We start from the raw sequence: 20,117 nt of genomic DNA, 5'->3' as shown, positions 1-20,117 counted from the left end.
TAACGTCGTAGTTCGCTGCATAACCATCGAATTTGATAGGGAAGGAACACCACCATGGCATTGACCAAAGACCAACTGATTGCCGACATCGCCGAATCGATCGCCGCGCCAAAAGCCACCGCCAAGAACGCTCTGGAGCAACTGGGCCAGATCGTTGCCGACCAACTGGAAAACGGCGCTGAAATCACTCTGCCAGGCATTGGCAAGCTGAAAGTCTCCGAGCGTCCTGCCCGTACCGGCCGCAACCCTTCGACTGGCGCTGCCATCGAAATCGCTGCCAAGAAAGTCGTCAAGTTCGTTCCAGCCAAAGTGCTGACCGACGCCATCAACAAGTAATTGTTGAAGCGTTGACGAAACCGCGCCCGGCTTGCCCGGGCGCGGTTTTTTCATGCCTGTGATTTACGCTGGGCGTGCCAGGCCAGGCGCGCAGCGGCGTCATGGAAGCTCCAGGCGACCATGCGGCTCTGTTTCTGCCCTTGGCCCATCTCGATGATGCGCACGGCCTTGGCGCCCGCCTTTTTCAGTGCCGCCTCGATACCTGGCAGGTTGCTGGCCTTGGACACCAGGCTGGTGAACCACAGCACCCGCTCGGCATATTGCACGCTTTCGCCAACCAGTTGGCTGACAAAGCGGATTTCGCCGCCTTCGCACCACAGTTCATTGTTCTGGCCTCCGAAGTTGAGCACGGGCAGTTTGCGCTTGGGGTCCTGCTTGCCCAGGTTTTTCCACTTGCGCTGGCTGCCGCGGGTGGCTTCGTCGCGTGAGGCATGGAAGGGCGGGTTGCACAGGGTCAGGTCGAAGCGTTCGCCCTCTTGCAGCAGGCCGCTGAGGATGTGTGCACGGTTGGCCTGCTGGCGCAGGATGATGGCCTTGCCCAGGCCATTGGCCTGGACGATGGCCTTGGCCGAGGCCAGTGCCACCGGGTCGATGTCCGAGCCGAGGAAGCGCCAGCGGTAGTCACTGTGGCCCAACAGTGGGTAGATGCAATTGGCACCTACGCCAATGTCCAGCGCACGTACCTGGGCGCCCTTGGGGACCTCACCCGCATTGTCGTCGGCCAACAGGTCGGCGGCCACGTGGATGTAGTCGGCGCGACCTGGAATGGGCGGGCACAGGTAGTCGGCGGGGATGTCCCAGTGCTGGATGCCGTATTGGGCCTTGAGCAGGGCGCGGTTGAACACCCGCACGGCTTCGGGGTTGGCGAAGTCGATGCTGGGTTTGCCGTGGGGGTTGGTGATGGTGAAGCGGGCCAGGTCAGGGTGGGCCTTGATCAGGCTGGGGAAGTCGTAGCGGCCCTGGTGGCGGTTGCGCGGGTGCAGGGTGGGTTTTTCTGTCATGGTCGGATCCGGTGTTGCAGGCCGTGGGCTGCTTTGCAGCCCTTTCGCGACACAAGGCCGCTCCTACAGGATAGCGGCGCCCTTCAAACCGGCGCCGTCCCTGTAGGAGCGGCCTTGTGTCGCGAAAGGGCCGCAACGCGGCCCCTGCGGTCTATCAGATTGTTACAGCGCTGCAATCCGCGCATGTTGCTCGGTGAAGTTGGCCAGGGCCTGCTCGGACTCGGCCAGCTTGGCGCGCTCCTTCTCGATCACCGCAGGCGGCGCCTTGTCGACGAAGGCGGCGTTGGACAGCTTGCCGCCCACGCGCTGGACTTCACCTTGCAGACGCTGGATTTCCTTGTTCAGGCGAGCCAACTCGGCGTCTTTGTCGATCAGGCCTGCCATCGGCACCAGCACCTGCAGATCGCCCACCAGTGCGGTGGCCGACAGCGGCGCTTCGTCGGCATCGCCGAGGACGGTGAACGACTCGACCTTGGCCAGCTTCTTCAGCAGCGCTTCGTTTTCCTGCAGGCGGCGCTGGTCGTCGGCGTTGGCGTTCTTCAGGAACAGCGGCAGCGGCTTGCCGGGGCCGATGTTCATCTCGGCGCGGATGTTGCGCAGGCCGACCATCAGCTCTTTCAGCCACTCGATGTCGCCTTCTGCAGCGGCGTCGATGCGCGCTTCATTGGCCACTGGCCACGGCTGCAGCATGATGGTCTTGCCATCGATGCCAGCCAGCGGCGCGATGCGCTGCCAGATTTCTTCGGTGATGAACGGCATGAACGGGTGCGCCAGGCGCAGCGCTACTTCCAGCACGCGCACCAGGGTGCGGCGGGTGCCACGGGCGCGCTCGACCGGGGCGTTTTCGTCCCACAGTACCGGCTTGGACAGCTCCAGGTACCAGTCGCAGTACTGGTTCCAGATGAACTCGTACAACGCCTGGCTGGCCAGGTCGAAGCGGAACTGCTCCAGCTGGCGGGTCACTTCGGCTTCGGTGCGCTGCAGTTGCGAGATGATCCAGCGGTCGGCCAGCGACAGTTCGTAGGCTTCGCCGTTCTGACCGCAGTCTTCGCCCTTGTCCAGCACGTAGCGGGCAGCGTTCCAGATCTTGTTGCAGAAGTTGCGGTAGCCTTCGACGCGGCCCATGTCGAACTTGATGTCGCGGCCAGTGGAGGCCAGCGAGCAGAAGGTGAAGCGCAGGGCGTCGGTGCCGTAGCTGGCGATACCTTCAGGGAACTCGGCCTTGGTCTGCTTGGCGATTTTTTCGGCAAGCTTGGGCTGCATCATGCCGCTGGTGCGTTTTTCCAGCAGGGCATCGAGGGTGATGCCGTCGACGATGTCCAGCGGGTCCAGGACGTTGCCTTTGGACTTGGACATCTTCTGGCCCTGGCCGTCACGTACCAGGCCGTGCACGTACACGGTCTTGAACGGTACCTGCGGGGTGCCGTCTTCGTTCTTGATCAGGTGCATGGTCAGCATGATCATGCGCGCAACCCAGAAGAAGATGATGTCGAAGCCAGTCACCAACACGTCGGTGGAGTGGAACTTCTTGAGGAATTCGGTCTGTTCCGGCCAGCCCAGGGTGGAGAAGGTCCACAGGCCCGAGCTGAACCAGGTGTCGAGCACGTCGTCGTCCTGGCGCAGGACCACGTCGGCGCCCAGGTTATGCTTGGTGCGCACTTCAGCCTCGTCGCGGCCGACATAGACCTGGCCGGCCTCGTCGTACCACGCCGGAATGCGGTGGCCCCACCACAGCTGGCGGCTGATGCACCAGTCCTGGATATCGCGCATCCAGGAGAAGTACATGTTCTCGTACTGCTTGGGCACGAACTGGATGCGGCCATCTTCCACAGCGGCGATGGCGGGTTCTGCCAGCGGCTTGGTGGAAACGTACCACTGGTCGGTCAGCCACGGCTCGATGACAGTGCCGGAGCGGTCGCCTTTCGGCACTTTCAGCGCGTGGTCGTCGATGCTGACCAGCAGGCCCTGGGCGTCCAGGTCGGCGACGATCTGCTTGCGCGCGACAAAGCGGTCGAGGTTGGCGTACTGGGCCGGCAGTCGGGTGTCGACCTGCTCGTTGACGCTGCCGTCGAGGTTGAAGGCCTGGGCGCTGGCCAGCACGAAGGCGTTCTTGTCGAAGATGTTCAGCAGCGGCAGGTTGTGGCGCTTGCCGACTTCGTAGTCGTTGAAGTCGTGGGCCGGGGTGATCTTCACGCAACCGGTACCGAATTCTGGGTCGCAGTAGTCGTCGGCGATGATCGGAATGCGGCGACCGACCAGTGGCAGTTCAACGAACTTGCCGATCAGTGCCTGGTAACGTTCGTCGTTCGGGTTGACGGCCACGGCGGCGTCACCCAGCAGGGTTTCTGGACGCGTGGTGGCAACGACCAGGTAATCCTGGCCTTCGGCGGTCTTGGCGCCGTCGGCCAGCGGGTAGCGCAGGTTCCACAGGTGGCCTTTCTCGTCGTGGTTTTCCACTTCGAGGTCGGAGATGGCCGTGTGCAGCTTGGTGTCCCAGTTGACCAGGCGCTTGCCGCGGTAGATAAGGCCGTCTTCATGCAGGCGCACGAACGCTTCTTTAACGGCTTCGGAGAGGCCGTCGTCCATGGTGAAGCGCTCGCGGCTCCAGTCTACCGACGAGCCCAGGCGACGGATCTGGCGGCTGATGTTGCCACCGGACTGATCCTTCCACTCCCAGACCTTTTCCAGGAACTTTTCGCGGCCCAGGTCATGACGGTTCTGGCCTTTGGCTTCGAGCTGGCGCTCGACCAGCATCTGCGTGGCGATACCGGCGTGGTCGGTGCCTGGCTGCCACAGGGTGTCGCGGCCTTGCATGCGACGGAAACGGATCAGGGCGTCCATGATCGCGTTGTTGAACCCGTGGCCCATGTGCAGGCTGCCGGTGACGTTCGGCGGCGGGATCATGATGGTGTAGGACTCGCCTGCACCTTGCGGGGCGAAATAGTTCTCGGACTCCCAGGTGTTGTACCAGGAAGTTTCAATAGCGTGCGGCTGGTAGGTCTTATCCATGCGCGGCGGGACCCTGTGCATTTATTCGGGAAAGCCGAAAAGTATAACGAAGGCACAGGGTTTAGGCGACAGGCCGGGGGCTGCTTTGCAGCCCTTTCGCGACACAAGGCTGCTGCCACAGATGAACGCCTTCCTCCTGTGGCAGCGGCCTTGTGTCGCGAAGGTCACTCCGAACGCTTGATCAACCGCTCGATCCGCGCATCCAGCCGGCGCTTGATCTCGTTCTCGATGTGCGGGGTAAAGTCGTTGATCACGTCCTGCATGATCAACTGCGCAGCCGCCCGCAGCTCGCTTTCCAGGTGCAGCAGGGTGTCCTGGCGGCGGGTCTGCGGGTCTTCCTCGGGTTCTACAGCTACCGGTTCGGCAACAGGGGCAGGTTTGCCGGCAGGCTCTTCCAGCAGCAACGGGATCTGCTCTACCGTCTCGGTCAGCAGCGGCGGTTGCAGGTCGGCGTCGCCAAGCAGCTGGCGGATCGACTCAAGGTCATCGAGCAGGTGGGCGGAGTCGGGCAAAGGGGAGGGCTTGTCCATCGTCGTCAAAGTCGCTGTAAGCGGTGGTCTTGCAGAGCATAGCCCTGTTCACGGTAGAAACGGAATCGCTCACGGGCTGATTGGCGGATACCAGGCTCTTCGACGACGATTTCGGCTACCCGCTCGAACTGGCCGACAAAACCCGGCACGCTGGCGCCCAGGTTGATCAGCAGGTCGCGGTGCTCGCCTGCGTTGTCAGCCAGGCCCAGGGCCACGTCAGCATCGGCATGCACTTCGGCCAGGTCGTGGGGCACGAACGCCTCGCCCTTGAAACGCCATAAGCGCTGGTCCAGCTCGCTGCGCTGTTCAGTATCCTGGCAGTGCAGATAAACACGGTGGCCGAGGCGCCAGGCTTTTTCGCACAGTTTGCAGGCGAAATCGAGCCGCGCCGACAGCGAGTCGGTGGGCAAGATGTAGAAGTCGACTTTGCTCATGGTTGGTCTCGCCGGCCGGTGGCGCAGGGCACCACCGGCTTCACGGCGTCAGGCGCCAGCGCGGTCCAGCAGGTACTGGGTCAGCAGGGGGACCGGGCGGCCAGTGGCGCCCTTGTCCTTGCCGCCGCTTACCCAGGCGGTGCCGGCGATGTCCATGTGCGCCCAGTTGTAGGCCTTGGCGAAGCGCGACAGGAAGCAGCCAGCGGTGATGGTACCGGCCTTCGGCCCGCCGATGTTGCCCATGTCGGCGAACGGGCTGTCCAACTGCTCCTGGTATTCGTCGAACAGCGGCAGCTGCCAGGCACGGTCGTCGGCGCGCTTGCCGGCATCGAGCAACTGGCCGACCAGGTCGTCATTGTTGCCCATCAGGCCGGAGGTGTGGCTGCCCAGGGCAACGATGCAGGCGCCGGTCAGGGTGGCGATGTCGATCACCGCCTGTGGCTTGAAGCGTTCGGCGTAGGTCAGGGTATCGCACAGCACCAGGCGGCCTTCGGCGTCGGTGTTGAGAATTTCCACGGTCTGGCCGCTCATGGTGGTGACGATGTCACCCGGGCGGGTGGCGCCGCCACTTGGCATGTTCTCGGCGCAGGCCAGCAGGCACACCAGGTTGATCGGCAGTTGCAGCTCGAGCACGGCACGCAGGGTGCCGAACACGCTGGCGGCGCCGCACATGTCGTATTTCATTTCGTCCATGCCGGCGCCTGGCTTGAGGCTGATGCCGCCGGTATCGAAGGTAATGCCTTTACCGACCAGCACGAACGGCTTGTCGGCCTTCTTGCCGCCCTGATAATTGAGCACGATCAGGCGTGGCGGCTGGTCGCTGCCCTGGCCCACGGCGTAGAAAGCGCCCATGCCCAGGTCCTTGATCTTTTTCTCGTCCAGCACTTCAACCTTGAGGCCTTTGTGCGCCTTGCCCAGGTCCTTGGCCTGTTCGGCCAGGAAGCTTGGGTGGCAAAGGTTGGGCGGCAGGTTACCGAGGTCGCGGGTGAAGGCCATGCCGGTGGCGATGGCGCTGGCGTGCTTGACCGCGCGCTCGACTTCGGCCTGGCCGGCCTTGTCGGCCAGCAGGGTGACCTTTTTCAGGGCGCGTGGCTCGGCCTTCTGGCTTTTGAAACGATCGAACACATACTCGCCGTCGAGCAGGGTTTCAGCCAGCAGGCGGTACTTGCCGTAGTGGGCGTCGCGGTTGCTGACAGCGATATCGTCCAGAGCCAGTACGGCATCAGCGCCGTTCAGGCCCTTGAGTACGCCAGCGACACTGGCAACCAGTTTGCGCCAGGCGCGATCACCCAGGGCTTCTTCCTTGCCACTGCCAACCAGCAGCACGCGCTCGGCCTTCAGGCCCGCGAGGTTCTGCAGCAGCAAGGTCTGCCCCGGCTTGCCGGCCAGGTCGCCGCGCTTGAGCACGGCGCTGATGGCGCCTTCGCTGGCCTGGTCGACTGCCTTGGCAACAGCGCCGAGCTTGCGATTTTCACCTACCGGAATGACCAGCGTGGCGGTTTTTACGGATGCAGCAGCTACGCTTTTTACAACCAGTTCCATGTCAGGGTCCCCGAATGATCGATACGTATGGCGCTGTGCGTTCCAGCGCTCTGGACGGGCCTGGCCGCGTCGTCGCGCACCAGCAGAAAAGCTGCCAGTTTGAGCCTGCGGCAAGCGTGCTGACAACCCCGTTGTGCACCTTCATGCGCGGCCAAGTGACAGGGGCGGCCAATCACAGGATAATGCGCGCACTTTACATGGAGGTTCGCCTTTGGCGAACCGGCATTGGTCTTGGATGTACTAAGTCATTGTTTGGCGCCATTGCATGGCAGTCCGCCCTGACAACCCAGGAGTGTCTGGTTTGATCGTCTTTCGTTATCTGTCCCGCGAGGTCCTGGTGACCTTGAGCGCCGTCAGCGCTGTGCTGCTGGTGATCATCATGAGCGGGCGCTTCATCAAGTACCTGGCCCAGGCTGCCCAAGGCGTGCTCGATCCGGGTGTGCTGTTCCTGATCATGGGCTTCCGCCTGCCGGGCTTCCTGCAGCTGATCCTGCCGCTGGGGCTGTTCCTCGGCATTCTCCTGGCTTACGGGCGCCTGTACCTGGAAAGCGAGATGACCGTACTGTCGGCCACGGGCATGAGCCAGCAGCGCTTGCTGGGCCTGACCATGGCGCCGGCTGCCCTGGTCGCCCTGCTGGTGGCCTGGCTGAGCCTGAGCCTGGCACCGCTGGGCGTAGCCCAGGTGCAGCAGATCATCAGCCAGCAGGATGCCCTGACCGAGTTCGACACCCTGGTGCCGGGCCGCTTCCAGACATTACGTGATGGCTCGCGGGTAACCTACACCGAGCAACTGTCGGATGACCGCATCAACCTGGCTGGGGTGTTCATCTCCGAGAAGCGCTTCAACCAGGACAAGACCAAGGACCGTGCCCCGTCGGTGCTGGTCGCCGAGAAAGGCCACCAGGAGATCCAGGCCGACGGCAACCGCTACCTGGTCCTGGAGAACGGCTACCGCTACGACGGCAACCCGGGCCAGGCCGACTACCGTGCTATCAAGTACGACACTTACGGCGTGCTGCTGCCCAAACCGGAAGTCGCCGAGGAGGTAACCGAGCGCGAAGCTATCCCTACCTCCGAGCTGATTGGCAAGAAAGGCCTGCGTGAGCGCGCCGAACTGCAATGGCGGATATCGCTGCCGATCCTGGTGTTTGTCGTTACCTTGTTGGCGGTGCCGCTGTCACGGGTCAACCCGCGACAAGGCCGCTTCCTGAAGCTGTTGCCAGCAATTCTTCTGTACATGGCCTACCTGACAATGCTGATTTCCGTACGCGGCGCCCTCGAGAAGGGCAAACTGCCGATCGCCCTGGGCATGTGGTGGGTCCACGGCCTGTTCCTGCTGATCGGCCTTGGTCTGATGTACTGGGAGCCTCTGCGCCTCAAACGCGCCGCTCGCCGTGCGGAGGTGGCCCATGGCTAAGCTCGACCGCTACATCGGCCAGAGCGTGCTGATGGCCATTCTGGCTGTGCTGGGGATCATCCTCGGCCTGGCCTCGCTGTTCGCCTTCATCGATGAGATGAGCGACCTGAGTGACACCTACACGGTGATGGAAGCGGGCAACTTCGTCCTGCTTACCGCACCACGGCGGCTGTACGAAATGCTGCCGATGGCGGCATTGATCGGCTGCCTGATCGGCCTGGGTAGCCTGGCCAGCAGCAGCGAACTGACCATCATGCGTGCGGCGGGTGTTTCCATCGGCCGTATCGTCTGGGCGGTGATGAAGCCGATGCTGGTGCTGATGCTGGTTGGCCTGCTGATTGGCGAGTACGTGGCACCGGTGACCGAGAACAAGGCCCAGGCCGACCGTTCCCTGGCCCAGGGTGGCGGTGAAGCGCAAAGCTCCAAACGCGGCATGTGGCACCGCCAGGGCGAGGAATACGTGCACATCAACGCCGTGCAGCCCAACGGCCTGCTGCTGGGTGTAACCCGCTACCGCTTCGACAACGAGCGCAAGATCGTCACCTCGAGCTTCGCCCGCCGCGCGCAGTACCAGGACGACCACTGGCTGCTGGCTGACGTGCGCACCACCTACTTCCGTGGCGACCACACCGAAGTGGTCAACGCGCCGCAGGAGCGCTGGGACGTTTCGCTCACGCCAGAACTGCTCAATACCGTGATTCTGGCGCCGGAGTCGCTGTCGATCACCGGGCTGTGGGACTACATCCACTACTTGTCCGACCAGGGCCTGAACAACGCCCGTTATTGGCTGGCGTTCTGGACCAAGGTGCTGCAGCCGATGGTGACGGCGGCACTGGTGCTGATGGCGATCTCGTTCATCTTTGGCCCGCTGCGTTCGGTGACGCTTGGCCAGCGCGTGTTCACCGGTGTACTGGTGGGCTTCGTGTTCCGCATCGGCCAGGACCTGCTGGGGCCTTCGAGCCAGGTGTTCGGCTTCCCGCCGCTGCTGGCGGTGGTGATCCCGGCAGGCATCTGTGCGCTGGCGGGTGTGTGGTTGTTGCGCCGAGCGGGTTGATGGCCTGAGCTGCATAAAAAGCCGACCCTAGGGTCGGCTTTTTCGTAGGCCCGTTCTGGGTCATTTCTTCTGCTTCGGCACCCGCACCAGTTGGCTTTCCGAGTAGATGTCATGCCAACCGCGCTTGCGCTTGTCGATCAGCACCCAGAAAAAACCCAGCCCTAGGCACAGCCATGAGGCGATCGATACCACAAAGCGCAACAGCGCCTGCCACAGGCTGATGGCCGAGCCATCGGCGTTCTGCACCCGCACACCCCACACCTGCATGCCCAGGGTCTGCCCACCGTGGGTCCAGAACTTGGCAAAGAAGCCGAACAGGGCGAACAGCAACACCGTTGACAGCAGAGGGTCGCCATCCAGTGCGCCGGCCTCGGTCAGCTCGCGCATACGCGCCTCGCCGATAATCGACATCTGGATCATCTTGTAGGCACCAGCGGTTACGATCAGCAGTGCCGTACACAGCAGAAAGTCATAGAACATCGCCGCCAGGCGCCGGCCCAGGCCGACCGGCGGAAAATCACCCTGGGGTGTGAGCAGAGGCTTGGACATGCAGGACGGCTCCAGAAGACGAAGCCGCTATTCTACGGGCAAAAAAAAGCCCCTGCACTTGGCAGGGGCTTTTGGGTGTCTGGTATTCGCTTATGCGACGACCTGAACCTGGTCAGCCTGCAGGCCTTTCTGGCCCTGGACGGCTACGAAGGTAACCTTCTGGCCTTCTTTCAGGCTTTTGAAACCGTTGCCTTCGATAGCACGGAAGTGCACGAACAGATCAGCACCGCTTTCTGGGGTGATGAAACCGTAACCTTTCTCGTCGTTAAACCACTTGACGGTACCGTTCTGACGCTCAGCCATTGTCTTATTTCCTATGAAGCTTGAATTTTGATGACAGTTACTTTCGCACTTGTTTGTAAGCGAAAGATTACTGGGCTGGGTTGCAGGAAAGTAAGAGACGTCGAACGGGTTGTAGCAAATCTCGGCTACTGGCCCAGGTCACGAACTGTTGCGACCCATGCAAACACAGTGCAGTGACTCTACGCCAACTCCCGAGCGAAAAACAAGCCCTTGGTCGTATGGAAAAATGACCGTCTGCCGATAACCGACCGCTTTGTCGGAAACGGCGTGGCGCCTGGCCTGGCGCCATGTTCAAACGTTATTGGGAAGGTTCGAAAACGAATATGTCGAACCTGCCCGCAACCTTCACAGAACCGTTTCAACCACGGTAGTAACGTTGTGCCACGAAAGGCATTTTGCTGACTTTCAAGGCAACCTTCTTGCCGCGTACTACGGCAAACAGGGGGGTGTCGAGTGCAGCATGTTCACTCTCGATATAACCCATTGCAACAGGGGCGCCGAGTGTCGGGCCAAAGCCACCGCTGCACACTTTACCTACCGGTTTATCGTTTGCATCGACAATGTCCGCCCCTTCACGTACTGGGGTACGTTCTTGTGGCAACAGCCCGACACGTTTGCGCGCCACTCCCTCGCGCTGGTGGGCGAAGATTGCCTCGGCGCCAGGGAACCCTGCAGCACGCGCACCCTCGGCACGGCGCACTTTGGAAATCGCCCACAGCAGACTGGCTTCGATCGGAGTGGTCTCGGTATTCATGTCATGGCCATACAGGCACAGGCCGGCTTCCAGGCGCAGCGAGTCGCGCGCGCCCAGGCCGATAGGTTGTACTTCCGGCTCGGCCAGCAGGCGGCGGGCCAAAGCTTCGGCGCCTTGGACCGGTACCGAAATCTCGTAGCCGTCTTCGCCGGTGTAGCCCGAGCGGCTGACGAAGCAGTCTTCACCCAGCAGTTTCACCGGGCGGAACTGCATGAAGGTCATGCCGGCCACTTCCGGGGCCAGGCGCTCAAGCACCTTGACCGCTGCCGGCCCTTGCAGGGCGAGCAGGGCACGCTGCTCGAACAATGGCTGCACCTCGCAACGGCCGCCGATGTGCGTTTGCAGGTGGGCCAGGTCCTGGTCCTTGCAAGCGGCGTTCACCACCAGGAACAGGGTGTCGTCGCCCAGGTTGGCCACCATCAGGTCGTCAAGGATACCGCCTTGTTCATTGGTGAACATGGCATAGCGTTGCATGCCCACCGGCAGGTCGATGATGTCCACTGGCACCAGGCTTTCCAAGGCCTTGGCGGCATCGGCGCCGCGCAGGATGATCTGGCCCATGTGCGAGACATCGAACAGGCCGGCCTGCTCGCGGGTGTGCAGGTGTTCCTTGAGCACGCCCAGCGGGTACTGCACTGGCATGTCGTAGCCGGCGAACGGCACCATGCGCGCCCCCAATTCCAGGTGCAGGGCATGCAGTGGGGTCTTGAGCAGTGTTTCGGACATCGGTGACTCCTTGCTGTTGTTGTCGGGTCAACATTCGATGATGTTGACGGCCAGGCCGCCTCGGGCGGTCTCTTTGTATTTGCTTTTCATGTCGGCGCCAGTCTGGCGCATGGTGCGGATGACCTTGTCGAGGGACACGAAGTGCTGGCCGTCCCCGCGCAAGGCCATGCGCACCGCGTTGATGGCTTTCACCGAACCCATGGCATTGCGTTCGATGCAGGGCACCTGCACGAGGCCTCCGATCGGGTCGCAGGTCAGGCCCAGGTTGTGTTCCATGCCGATTTCGGCGGCGTTCTCCACCTGCTGCACGCTGCCGCCCATCACTTCGCACAACGCCCCGGCGGCCATCGAACAGGCGACGCCGACTTCTCCCTGGCAGCCCACTTCGGCGCCGGATATGGAGGCGTTTTCCTTGTACAGGATGCCGATGGCCGCAGCGGTGAGCAGAAAGCGCACCACCCCGTCCTCGCTGGCGCCCGGCACGAAACGCATGTAGTAGTGCAGTACCGCCGGGACGATGCCCGCCGCACCGTTGGTGGGGGCGGTAACCACACGCCCGCCATAGGCGTTTTCCTCGTTCACCGCCAAAGCGTAGAGATTGACCCAGTCAAGCACCGACAGGGCGTCACGCAGGCTGGCCTCCGGGTGGCGGCTCAGTTGGCGGTACAGGGCTGGTGCCCGGCGTTTTACCTTGAGCCCTCCTGGCAAGATACCTTCGTGCTGGCAACCGGCTTCGACGCAATCCTGCATCACCTGCCAGATGCGCAGCAGCCCGGCGCGGGTTTCTGCCTCTGGGCGCCAGGCGGCCTCGTTGGCCAACATCACTTGGCTGACTGACAGTTGCATTGCAGAGCAATGGCCTAGCAGTTCCTTGGCCGTCTTGAAGGGGTAGGCCAGCACAGTGCTGTCCTCGACGATGCGGTCATGGCCGGCGGCGTCCTCATCCACCACGAAACCGCCGCCCACCGAGTAGTACTCGCGGCTGCGGATTTGCAGGCCGGCCTCGTCGAACGCGCGGAAGATCATGCCATTGGGGTGGTAGTCCAGCGGCTTGCGGATCATCGCCAGGTGCTGCTTTTCGATGAACGCAATGCTGTGCTCGCCCAGCAGGTTGATGCGGCCGCTGTCGCGGATGGCCTGCAGCCGAGCCGGGATGCTGTCGGTGTCGATAATGTCTGGGTGTTCGCCTTCAAGGCCCAGCAGCACGGCCTTGTCACTGCCATGGCCCTTGCCGGTGGCGCCCAGTGAGCCATACAGCTCGGCCCTGACGCTGGCGGTGCTGGCAAGCAGGCCGTCACGGCGCAGCCCTTCGGCAAAGCGCGCAGCGGCACGCATCGGGCCGACTGTGTGTGAACTGGAGGGGCCGATGCCGATCTTGAACAGGTCGAAGACACTCAATGACATGGTGACCTCCTGCCAGGGTTTCAGGACGGACGGTGAACCCTGTGGGAGCGGGTTTACCCGCGAATGCGGCGGTAAAGCCACCATCGCATTCGCGGGTAAACCCGCTCCCACAGAGGCCCACACCTCAACTCAGGGAACGGGCCCGAAAGCTATCAGGCGTCCTGATAGCTCTCGATCGACGGGCAGGCGCATACCAGGTTACGGTCGCCGAACACGTTGTCGACCCGGCCGACTGGCGGCCAGTATTTGCCTTCCACCAGGCTCGGCAGCGGGTACACCGCCTGTTCGCGGCTGTAGCCATGGGCCCATTCGCCAACCAGCTCGGCCGCCGTGTGCGGGGCGTTTTTCAGCGGGTTGTCGTCCTTGTCCAGGCTACCGTTCTCGACCGCGCGAATTTCTTCGCGGATCTGGATCATCGCGTTGCAGAAACGGTCGAGTTCTTCCTTGGACTCGCTTTCGGTCGGTTCGATCATCAGCGTGCCTGCCACCGGGAAGGACATGGTCGGGGCATGGAAGCCGAAGTCGATCAGGCGCTTGGCCACGTCGTCGACGCTGATGCCGCTGGTGTCCTTCAGCGGGCGCAGGTCGAGGATGCACTCGTGAGCCACCAGGCCATTACCGCCGGTATACAGAACAGGATAGTGCTCTTCCAGGCGGCGGGCGATGTAGTTGGCATTGAGGATCGCCATCTGCGAGGCACGCTTGAGGCCGGCACCGCCCATCATGCGGATGTACATCCAGGTGATCGGCAGGATGCTGGCGCTGCCGAACGGTGCGGCGCACACCGCACCTTCGGTGTTTTCCAGTTTCGCGTGACCAGGCAGGAACGGCGCCAGGTGCGACTTGACGCCAATCGGGCCGACGCCCGGGCCGCCGCCACCGTGCGGGATGCAGAAGGTCTTGTGCAGGTTCAGGTGGGAAACGTCGCCACCGAACTTGCCAGGGGCGCACAGGCCGACCATGGCGTTCATGTTGGCGCCGTCGATATACACCTGGCCACCGTTGTCGTGAATGATTGCGCAGATTTCGCCGATCGCTTCCTCGAACACACCGTGGGTCGACGGGTAGGTGATCATGATCGCGGCCAGGCGCTCGCGGTGTTCGATGGCCTTGGCGCGCAGGTCCTCGACATCGACGTTGCCGCGGGCGTCACAAGCGGTGACTACGACGCGCATGCCCGCCATGTGTGCGGTGGCCGGGTTGGTGCCGTGGGCCGACGATGGGATCAGGCAGATGTCGCGGTGGCTTTCGCCGCGGCTGCGGTGATAGGCGCGGATGGCCAACAGGCCTGCGTATTCGCCCTGCGAGCCGGCGTTGGGCTGCAGCGATACTGCGTCATAACCGGTGGCGGCACACAGCATGGCCTCCAGTTCGGTGGTCATCTGCAGGTAGCCTTGGCTCTGCTCGGCCGGGGCGAACGGGTGCAGGTTGCCGAACTCGGCCCAGGTGACCGGGATCATTTCGCTGGCGGCGTTCAGCTTCATGGTGCACGAGCCCAGCGGGATCATGCTGCGGTCCAGCGCCAGGTCCTTGTCGGCCAGGCGGCGCAGGTAGCGCATCAACTCGGTTTCGCTGTGGTAGCGGTTGAACACGGGGTGTTCGAGGATGGCCGACTGGCGCAGCAGGGCGGTGGGCAGCAGCGAACCGGTGCTGGCGGCCAGGGCGACGAAGTCAGGTTGTGCCTGGTCACCAGCGAACAGCTGCCACAGCGACTCGACGTCAGCCTGGCTGCTGGTTTCGTCCAGCGACAGGCCCAGGTGGGCGGCGTCGATCTGGCGCAGGTTGATGCCCTGGGCGCGTGCCTTGTCATGCAAGCTGGTGGTGGCGGTGCCGGTGGCCAGGGTCAGGGTGTCAAAGGCGCTGGTGCCCACTACCGGTACGCCCAGGGCCTTCAGGCCGGCGGCCAGGATCGCGGTTAGCGCATGGGTACGCTCGGCAATGCGCTTGAGGCCGGCCGGGCCGTGGTACACGGCAAACATGCTGGCGATGTTGGCCAGCAGTACCTGTGCGGTGCAGATGTTGCTGGTGGCCTTTTCGCGGCGGATGTGCTGCTCGCGGGTTTGCATGGCCAGGCGCAGGGCGGTTTTGCCGAAGCGGTCGATCGATACGCCGACCAGGCGGCCCGGCATGTCGCGCTTGAACGCGTCGCGGGTGGCGAAGTAGGCCGCGTGCGGGCCACCGAAGCCCAGGGGTACGCCAAAACGCTGGGCGCTGCCGATGGCCACGTCGGCGTCGAACTCGCCCGGAGGGGTCAGCAGCGTCAGCGCCAGCAGGTCGGCAGCGACGGCGACCAAGGCGTTGGCGGCGTGGAAGCGCTGTACCACTTCACGGTAGTCGAACACTTCACCGTTGCTGGCCGGGTACTGCAGCAGGGCGCCGAAGAAGGCGCTGACATCGCCCAGCTCGCGCTCGTCGCCGACCACGACCTCGATACCCAGCGGCTCGGCGCGGGTGCGCAGCACGTCCAGGGTTTGCGGGTGGCAGTGCACGGAGGCGAAGAAGGTGTGGCTGGCCTTGTTCTTCGACAGGCGCTTGCAGAAGGTCATGGCCTCTGCGGCGGCAGTGGCTTCGTCGAGCAGCGAGGCATTGGCGATCGGCAGGCCGGTCAGGTCGCTGATCAAGGTCTGGAAGTTCAGCAGCGCTTCCAGGCGGCCCTGGGAAATTTCTGGCTGGTACGGGGTGTAGGCGGTGTACCAGGCTGGGTTTTCCAGCAGGTTGCGCAGGATCGGCGCCGGAGTGTGGGTGTTGTAGTAGCCCTGGCCGATGTAACTTTTGAACAGCTGGTTCTTGCCGGCGATGGCCTTGAGCGCGGCGAGCGCGTCGGCTTCGCTCTGGCCGTCGTGCGAGCCAAGCACGCTGGTGCCCTTGATGCTGTCAGGGATGACTGCGGCAGTCATGGCGTCCAGCGAGTCGAAGCCCAGGGCGGCGAGCATGGCCTGTTCGTCAACGGCGCGCGGGCCGATGTGGCGGGCGATGAATTCGTTGGCGGTGCCGAGGTTGATGGTCATGGCGCAGTTCCTCAAGCGTCGTCGTTGGCTTTGATCAGGCGGTCGTAGGCGTCCTGGTCGAGCAGTGCGCTGACTTCGCTCATGTCGGCCGGGTTGAAGCGGAAGAACCAGCCTTCGCCCATCGGGTCTTCGTTGACCAGCTCTGGGCTGTTTTCCAGCTGGTCGTTGACCGCGACCACTTCGCCGCTCAGCGGCATGTACACGCCGCTGGCGGCCTTTACCGATTCAACGGTGGACGCTTCGCTGCCTTTCTCGTACTGCTGCAACTCGGGCAGTTGCACGAAAACCACATCGCCAAGGGCGTTCTGGGCGTAGGCGGTGATGCCCACGGTGACGCTGCCATCGGCTTCGACGCGCAGCCATTCGTGATCTTCAGTGAAACGCAACTCGCTCATGGGGAATCCTCGGGAAGCAGGGCGTTGGGCGCGGTGGCTCCGCGCTCTTGGGTTGCGATTCCCTAAGCAATATCGCGGCCAATCACAAAAAAGCGTTATAAATCATATGCTTATATTGTTTCTGCAATGTGTTTGACATTTTTGTGGAACGATAACGCTACAGTTGGCGAGGGGAGAGAAAGGGTTTTGTGATCAAACCCTTGTGCAGACGCATCTGAATGGTTGTGTATCGATTTCAATCCGGCGTACTGAAATCGATACAGCCTTGAGAGCCGGGTTCATCCTCCGATAAGGAGGAGCAATGCCAGGTACAACTTGATCACGACGACATTGATGATGTCGATGAAGAACGCGCCAACCATCGGCACCACCAGAAAGGCAATCTGGGAGGCGCCGTAGCGCTGGGTCACCGCCTGCATGTTGGCGATGGCCGTCGGCGTCGCACCCAAGCCGAAGCCGCAGTGCCCTGCGGCCAGGACTGCCGCATCGTAGTTGCGCCCCATCACCCTGAAGGTCACGAAGATCGCGAATAGCGCCATGACCAACGTCTGCACGGCCAACAAGATGAAGAAGGGTAAGGCCAGGGCTGCCAGGTCCCACAATTTGAGCGACATCAAGGCAATGGCCAGGAACAGGGACAAACTCACGTTGCCCATTACTGACACTTCCCGCTCGAATACACGGTAAAAGCCGATTGCTGAAAGCCCGTTGCGCAACACTACCCCCACGAAGAGTACGCAGACGAAGGTCGGTAGTTCAAATGTTGTGCCTTTCAATGCGCTATTAAGTAGTGTGCCGGCCAGCAAGCTGACGGCAATAAGTGCGAGGGTCTCGATAAATGTAAATGGCGTAATCAGGCGCTCTTTATGCGGGTGTTCGAAACCCTTTGGTAACTGCGGAACTTCTTCTTCGATACCGGGTGCCTTGACGCGCTTGATCAACATCCTGGCGACGGGACCACCAATCAAGCCGCCCAGCACCAGGCCGAAGGTGGCAGAGGCCATTGCCAGTTCGGATGCCGAAGCCAGGCCAAATCTCTCGGTGAAGGTTGCGCCCCAGGCAGCGCCTGTACCGTGGCCCCCCGACAAACTGATAGAACCGGTCAGCAAGCCCATCAGCGGATCGAGCCCCAATGCTGTTGCCAGGCCGATGCCCATGGCGTTCTGAACCAGCAGCAAGCCTGTGACCACCAGCAAAAACACCGCCACCACGCGCCCGCCCTTTTTCAGGCTGGCGAAGTCTGCACTCAAGCCGATGGTGGCGAAGAATGCCAACATCAACGGCGTTTGCAGCGAGGTATCAAACTGGACGTGTACATCGAAACTGCGCAAGGCCAAGAGTGACAAGGCAACGACCAGGCCGCCTGCAACAGGCTCCGGGATATTGTAAGTACGCAGGAAACCAATTCGTGCGACCAAACTACGCCCCAGTAGCAATACTAAAGAGGCGGCTACAAGTGTCCCGTAAAAATCGAGTTCAATCATCAGGGTACTCTTCGTTCAGGGTGACAAGCGAAATTACAACGTCACCATTCTACGGCGAGCACTCCCGTCAATTGCGGCTGCGCGGTTAGGAAAAGTCTGAACCATCCGCCAGTTTTGACGATAACTATCAGGGTTTGCCGGGTATTCCATATTTGCGCAAGCGCTGGGCGATGGCGGTATGCGAAGTTTGCAAGCGCCCGGCCAGTTGCCGCGTCGATGGGTAACTGGCATATAGGCGCTGCAACAGTTCGCGTTCGAAATCTCCCACGGCCTGTTCCAGGCTGGCCACTTCACCCTCTTGCCCGCGTGCCACCGAGGTCCCCGCAATGTCCAGGTCGCCGATGTCCACCAGGTTGCTCTCGCAGATGGCCGCCGCGCGGAAAATCACGTTCTGCAACTGACGCACATTGCCCGGCCAAGGGTTGGCCAGCAGTGCCGAATGGGTGGCCGGAGTCAGCCGGCAGGCTGGGCGCTGGATCTGCGTGCAAGCCTGCTGCATGAAGAAGTGCGCCAGCATCAGGATGTCCTGGCCACGGTCGCGCAGTGGCGGCACCTGCAGGTTGAGCACGTTCAGGCGGTAGAACAGGTCTTCGCGGAAGCTACCTTCGGCAACCATGCGCTCCAGGTCGCGGTGGGTGGCGCTGATGATGCGCACATCCACCTTCACCTCGCGGTCACCGCCCACCCGGCGGAAGCTGCCGTCGCTGAGAAAGCGCAGCAGCTTGGCCTGCAGGTACGGTGACATTTCGCCAATTTCATCAAGGAACACCGTGCCCTGATTGGCCAACTCCATCAGCCCGGGCTTGCCACCGCGTTGCGCGCCGGTGAAGGCGCCGGGGGCGTAACCGAACAACTCGCTCTCGGCCAGGCTCTCGGGCAGCGCGGCGCAATTCAGTGCCAGGAACGGTGCCGCATGGCGGCTGCTGATGGCATGGCAGGCGCGGGCGACCAGCTCTTTACCCGTGCCGGTTTCACCATGTACCAGCAGTGGCGCATCAAGCGCTGCCACGCGCAGGGCGCGGGCCTTCAGGGTGCGTATGACCGGCGACTCGCCAAGCAAGGCATCGAAGCCTTCGGCGTGGTCGTGGTGCAGGGCCGACAGGCGTTCGCCCATGCGCGAAGGTGGGTACAGCGTCAGCAGGCCACCGGCGTTGGTGATCGGCATGGCGTCCAGCAGCAGGCTCTGGCCGTTCAACTGCATTTCGCGCATAGGCAGGTGGAAGTTGTTGTCCAGCAGGGCCTGCAGCAGTGCAGGGTCGCCAAACAGTTCATCCACCGAGCGCCCGGCGGATTCACGGCCGCACAGTTCGATCAGCGCCGGGTTGGCCAGCAACACCAGGCCTGCGCTGTCCACCGCCAGCACCGGGTCGCTCATGGCCGCTAGCAGGGCATCGAGTTGCAGGTGGCGACGCTGGCCGGGGAGGATGTCGACCACGTCCACCGACTGCACGCCGTGTACTTCGAACAGCGCGTCATGCAGTTCTTCGAGCACGGCGGGGCTGAGGGTGGGGGCGTCGATGTAGACGTTCGGCGGGACCATCTCCACGGCGTCCAGGTTGAGGTTGCGGGCACCGAGCAGGGCGAGGACTTCCTGGGTGATGCCGACGCGGTCGATGAAGCTGACGTGGATGCGCATGGGGAGGCGAAAGGTGGTGGCCGGGGAGGGCGGTAGTATGCCTTAACATCGCCGGGGCCGCTTTGCGGCCCTATCGCGACACTAGGCCACTCCCACAACGTTTACGCATTCAGTTGTGGGAGCGGCCTTGGGCTGCAAAGCAGCCGCAAAATGCTGAAATCACTCGAGATGTTCAGGTTTGATCGGGTCGCCCGATTTCACATCGAGCTTTTCGCGGATGTCCGCGAACATATAGTCATAGAGCTTGTGTGGCGAACTCAGGGTCTCGAACTTCTTTGGCGGCGCCAGGTACGACTGGGCCTTGCGGGTCAGCAGCATGAGGAAACTGGGCAGTACCTGGTCCTTGGGGAGGAAGAACTTTTCTTCCACCGGTTTGCCTTCGATGCTGCCATGCATGTGGAATTGAATGCCTCTGCCTTCCCTGGGGTCCGACACGGCCTCGTACTCGATGTTCAGGTCGTAGCTGTGGTCGGCATTGTTCAGCGCAGTGCGCTCGATGTGTACATGACCGGGGTGGTACTGGGCCATGGTTAGC

17 protein-coding genes are annotated in these 20,117 nt (G+C 62.5%); 3 read left to right on the top strand and 14 right to left on the bottom strand.

What is annotated here, in order from left to right; genetic code table 11:
* Positions 1 to 54 precede the first annotated feature (54 nt).
* Entirely contained in the window at positions 55 to 336 is a 282-nt protein-coding gene (locus Q9451_RS25630; protein WP_003255106.1) for an HU family DNA-binding protein, read from the top strand.
* A gap of 50 nt (positions 337 to 386) precedes the next feature.
* Here Q9451_RS25630 and rlmF read toward each other — a convergent pair whose 3' ends face one another.
* From rlmF to Q9451_RS25605, 5 genes are all read right to left on the bottom strand, one after another.
* Entirely contained in the window at positions 387 to 1,337 is a 951-nt protein-coding gene (gene rlmF / locus Q9451_RS25625) for a 23S rRNA (adenine(1618)-N(6))-methyltransferase RlmF (RefSeq protein WP_012270677.1), read from the bottom strand.
* A gap of 162 nt (positions 1,338 to 1,499) precedes the next feature.
* Positions 1,500 to 4,346, bottom strand: coding sequence for a valine--tRNA ligase (locus Q9451_RS25620; protein ID WP_012270678.1), 2,847 nt, complete (start codon positions 4,344 to 4,346; stop codon positions 1,500 to 1,502).
* A 164-nt stretch (positions 4,347 to 4,510) separates the two neighbouring features.
* Positions 4,511 to 4,876: a hypothetical protein gene (locus tag Q9451_RS25615; RefSeq protein WP_012270679.1), complete on the bottom strand. Its 366-nt coding sequence runs from the start codon at positions 4,874 to 4,876 to the stop codon at positions 4,511 to 4,513.
* 5 nt (positions 4,877 to 4,881) lie between these two features.
* Positions 4,882 to 5,310 (bottom strand): DNA polymerase III subunit chi, encoded by a 429-nt coding sequence (locus Q9451_RS25610; protein WP_012270680.1) that lies wholly within the window; start codon positions 5,308 to 5,310, stop codon positions 4,882 to 4,884.
* A 48-nt stretch (positions 5,311 to 5,358) separates the two neighbouring features.
* The gene (locus Q9451_RS25605) at positions 5,359 to 6,852 is read right to left on the bottom strand and encodes a leucyl aminopeptidase (RefSeq protein ID WP_012270681.1); all 1,494 of its coding nucleotides are present in this window, start codon (positions 6,850 to 6,852) and stop codon (positions 5,359 to 5,361) included.
* 301 nt (positions 6,853 to 7,153) lie between these two features.
* Here Q9451_RS25605 and lptF point away from each other — a divergent pair, with 301 nt between their 5' ends.
* A complete protein-coding gene (gene lptF / locus Q9451_RS25600; protein WP_012270682.1) occupies positions 7,154 to 8,269 on the top strand; it encodes an LPS export ABC transporter permease LptF in 1,116 nt (371 codons plus the stop codon).
* A complete protein-coding gene (gene lptG / locus Q9451_RS25595) occupies positions 8,262 to 9,323 on the top strand; it encodes an LPS export ABC transporter permease LptG (protein WP_012270683.1) in 1,062 nt (353 codons plus the stop codon). The genes lptF and lptG overlap by 8 nt, the downstream gene beginning before the upstream one ends.
* 60 nt (positions 9,324 to 9,383) lie before the next feature.
* On the opposite strand, the gene Q9451_RS25590 is transcribed toward lptG, so the two are convergent.
* The 9 genes from Q9451_RS25590 to Q9451_RS25550 all read right to left on the bottom strand — a co-directional run bounded on the left by Q9451_RS25590 (position 9,384) and on the right by Q9451_RS25550 (position 20,110).
* A complete protein-coding gene (locus Q9451_RS25590) occupies positions 9,384 to 9,872 on the bottom strand; it encodes an RDD family protein (RefSeq protein WP_003255094.1) in 489 nt (162 codons plus the stop codon).
* A gap of 90 nt (positions 9,873 to 9,962) precedes the next feature.
* Complete coding sequence (locus tag Q9451_RS25585) at positions 9,963 to 10,175, bottom strand: cold-shock protein (protein WP_012270684.1); 213 nt, start codon at positions 10,173 to 10,175, stop codon at positions 9,963 to 9,965.
* A 358-nt stretch (positions 10,176 to 10,533) separates the two neighbouring features.
* Positions 10,534 to 11,655, bottom strand: coding sequence for a glycine cleavage system aminomethyltransferase GcvT (gene gcvT, locus Q9451_RS25580; RefSeq protein WP_012270685.1), 1,122 nt, complete (start codon positions 11,653 to 11,655; stop codon positions 10,534 to 10,536).
* 27 nt (positions 11,656 to 11,682) lie between these two features.
* Positions 11,683 to 13,059 carry an L-serine ammonia-lyase gene (locus tag Q9451_RS25575; RefSeq protein ID WP_012270686.1) on the bottom strand — a complete coding sequence of 459 codons (1,377 nt, stop codon included), beginning with the start codon at positions 13,057 to 13,059 and terminating at the stop codon, positions 11,683 to 11,685.
* Positions 13,060 to 13,211: 152 nt separating this feature from the next.
* Positions 13,212 to 16,067 (bottom strand): aminomethyl-transferring glycine dehydrogenase, encoded by a 2,856-nt coding sequence (gene gcvP / locus Q9451_RS25570; RefSeq protein WP_012270687.1) that lies wholly within the window; start codon positions 16,065 to 16,067, stop codon positions 13,212 to 13,214.
* Positions 16,068 to 16,078: 11 nt separating this feature from the next.
* On the bottom strand, positions 16,079 to 16,462 hold the full coding sequence (gcvH, locus tag Q9451_RS25565) for a glycine cleavage system protein GcvH (RefSeq protein WP_012270688.1): 384 nt from the start codon (positions 16,460 to 16,462) through the stop codon (positions 16,079 to 16,081).
* 278 nt (positions 16,463 to 16,740) lie between these two features.
* Positions 16,741 to 17,946, bottom strand: coding sequence for a sodium/glutamate symporter (gene gltS / locus Q9451_RS25560; RefSeq protein ID WP_012270689.1), 1,206 nt, complete (start codon positions 17,944 to 17,946; stop codon positions 16,741 to 16,743).
* Between the two features lie 127 nt (positions 17,947 to 18,073).
* Positions 18,074 to 19,582 (bottom strand): sigma-54-dependent transcriptional regulator, encoded by a 1,509-nt coding sequence (locus Q9451_RS25555; RefSeq protein ID WP_012270690.1) that lies wholly within the window; start codon positions 19,580 to 19,582, stop codon positions 18,074 to 18,076.
* Between the two features lie 159 nt (positions 19,583 to 19,741).
* On the bottom strand, positions 19,742 to 20,110 hold the full coding sequence (locus Q9451_RS25550) for a DUF5064 family protein (protein WP_012270691.1): 369 nt from the start codon (positions 20,108 to 20,110) through the stop codon (positions 19,742 to 19,744).
* Positions 20,111 to 20,117: the final 7 nt, after the last annotated feature.

This window comes from Pseudomonas sp. NY8896 (assembly GCF_039634505.1).
This window is presented reverse-complemented; position numbering and strand designations above follow the sequence as displayed.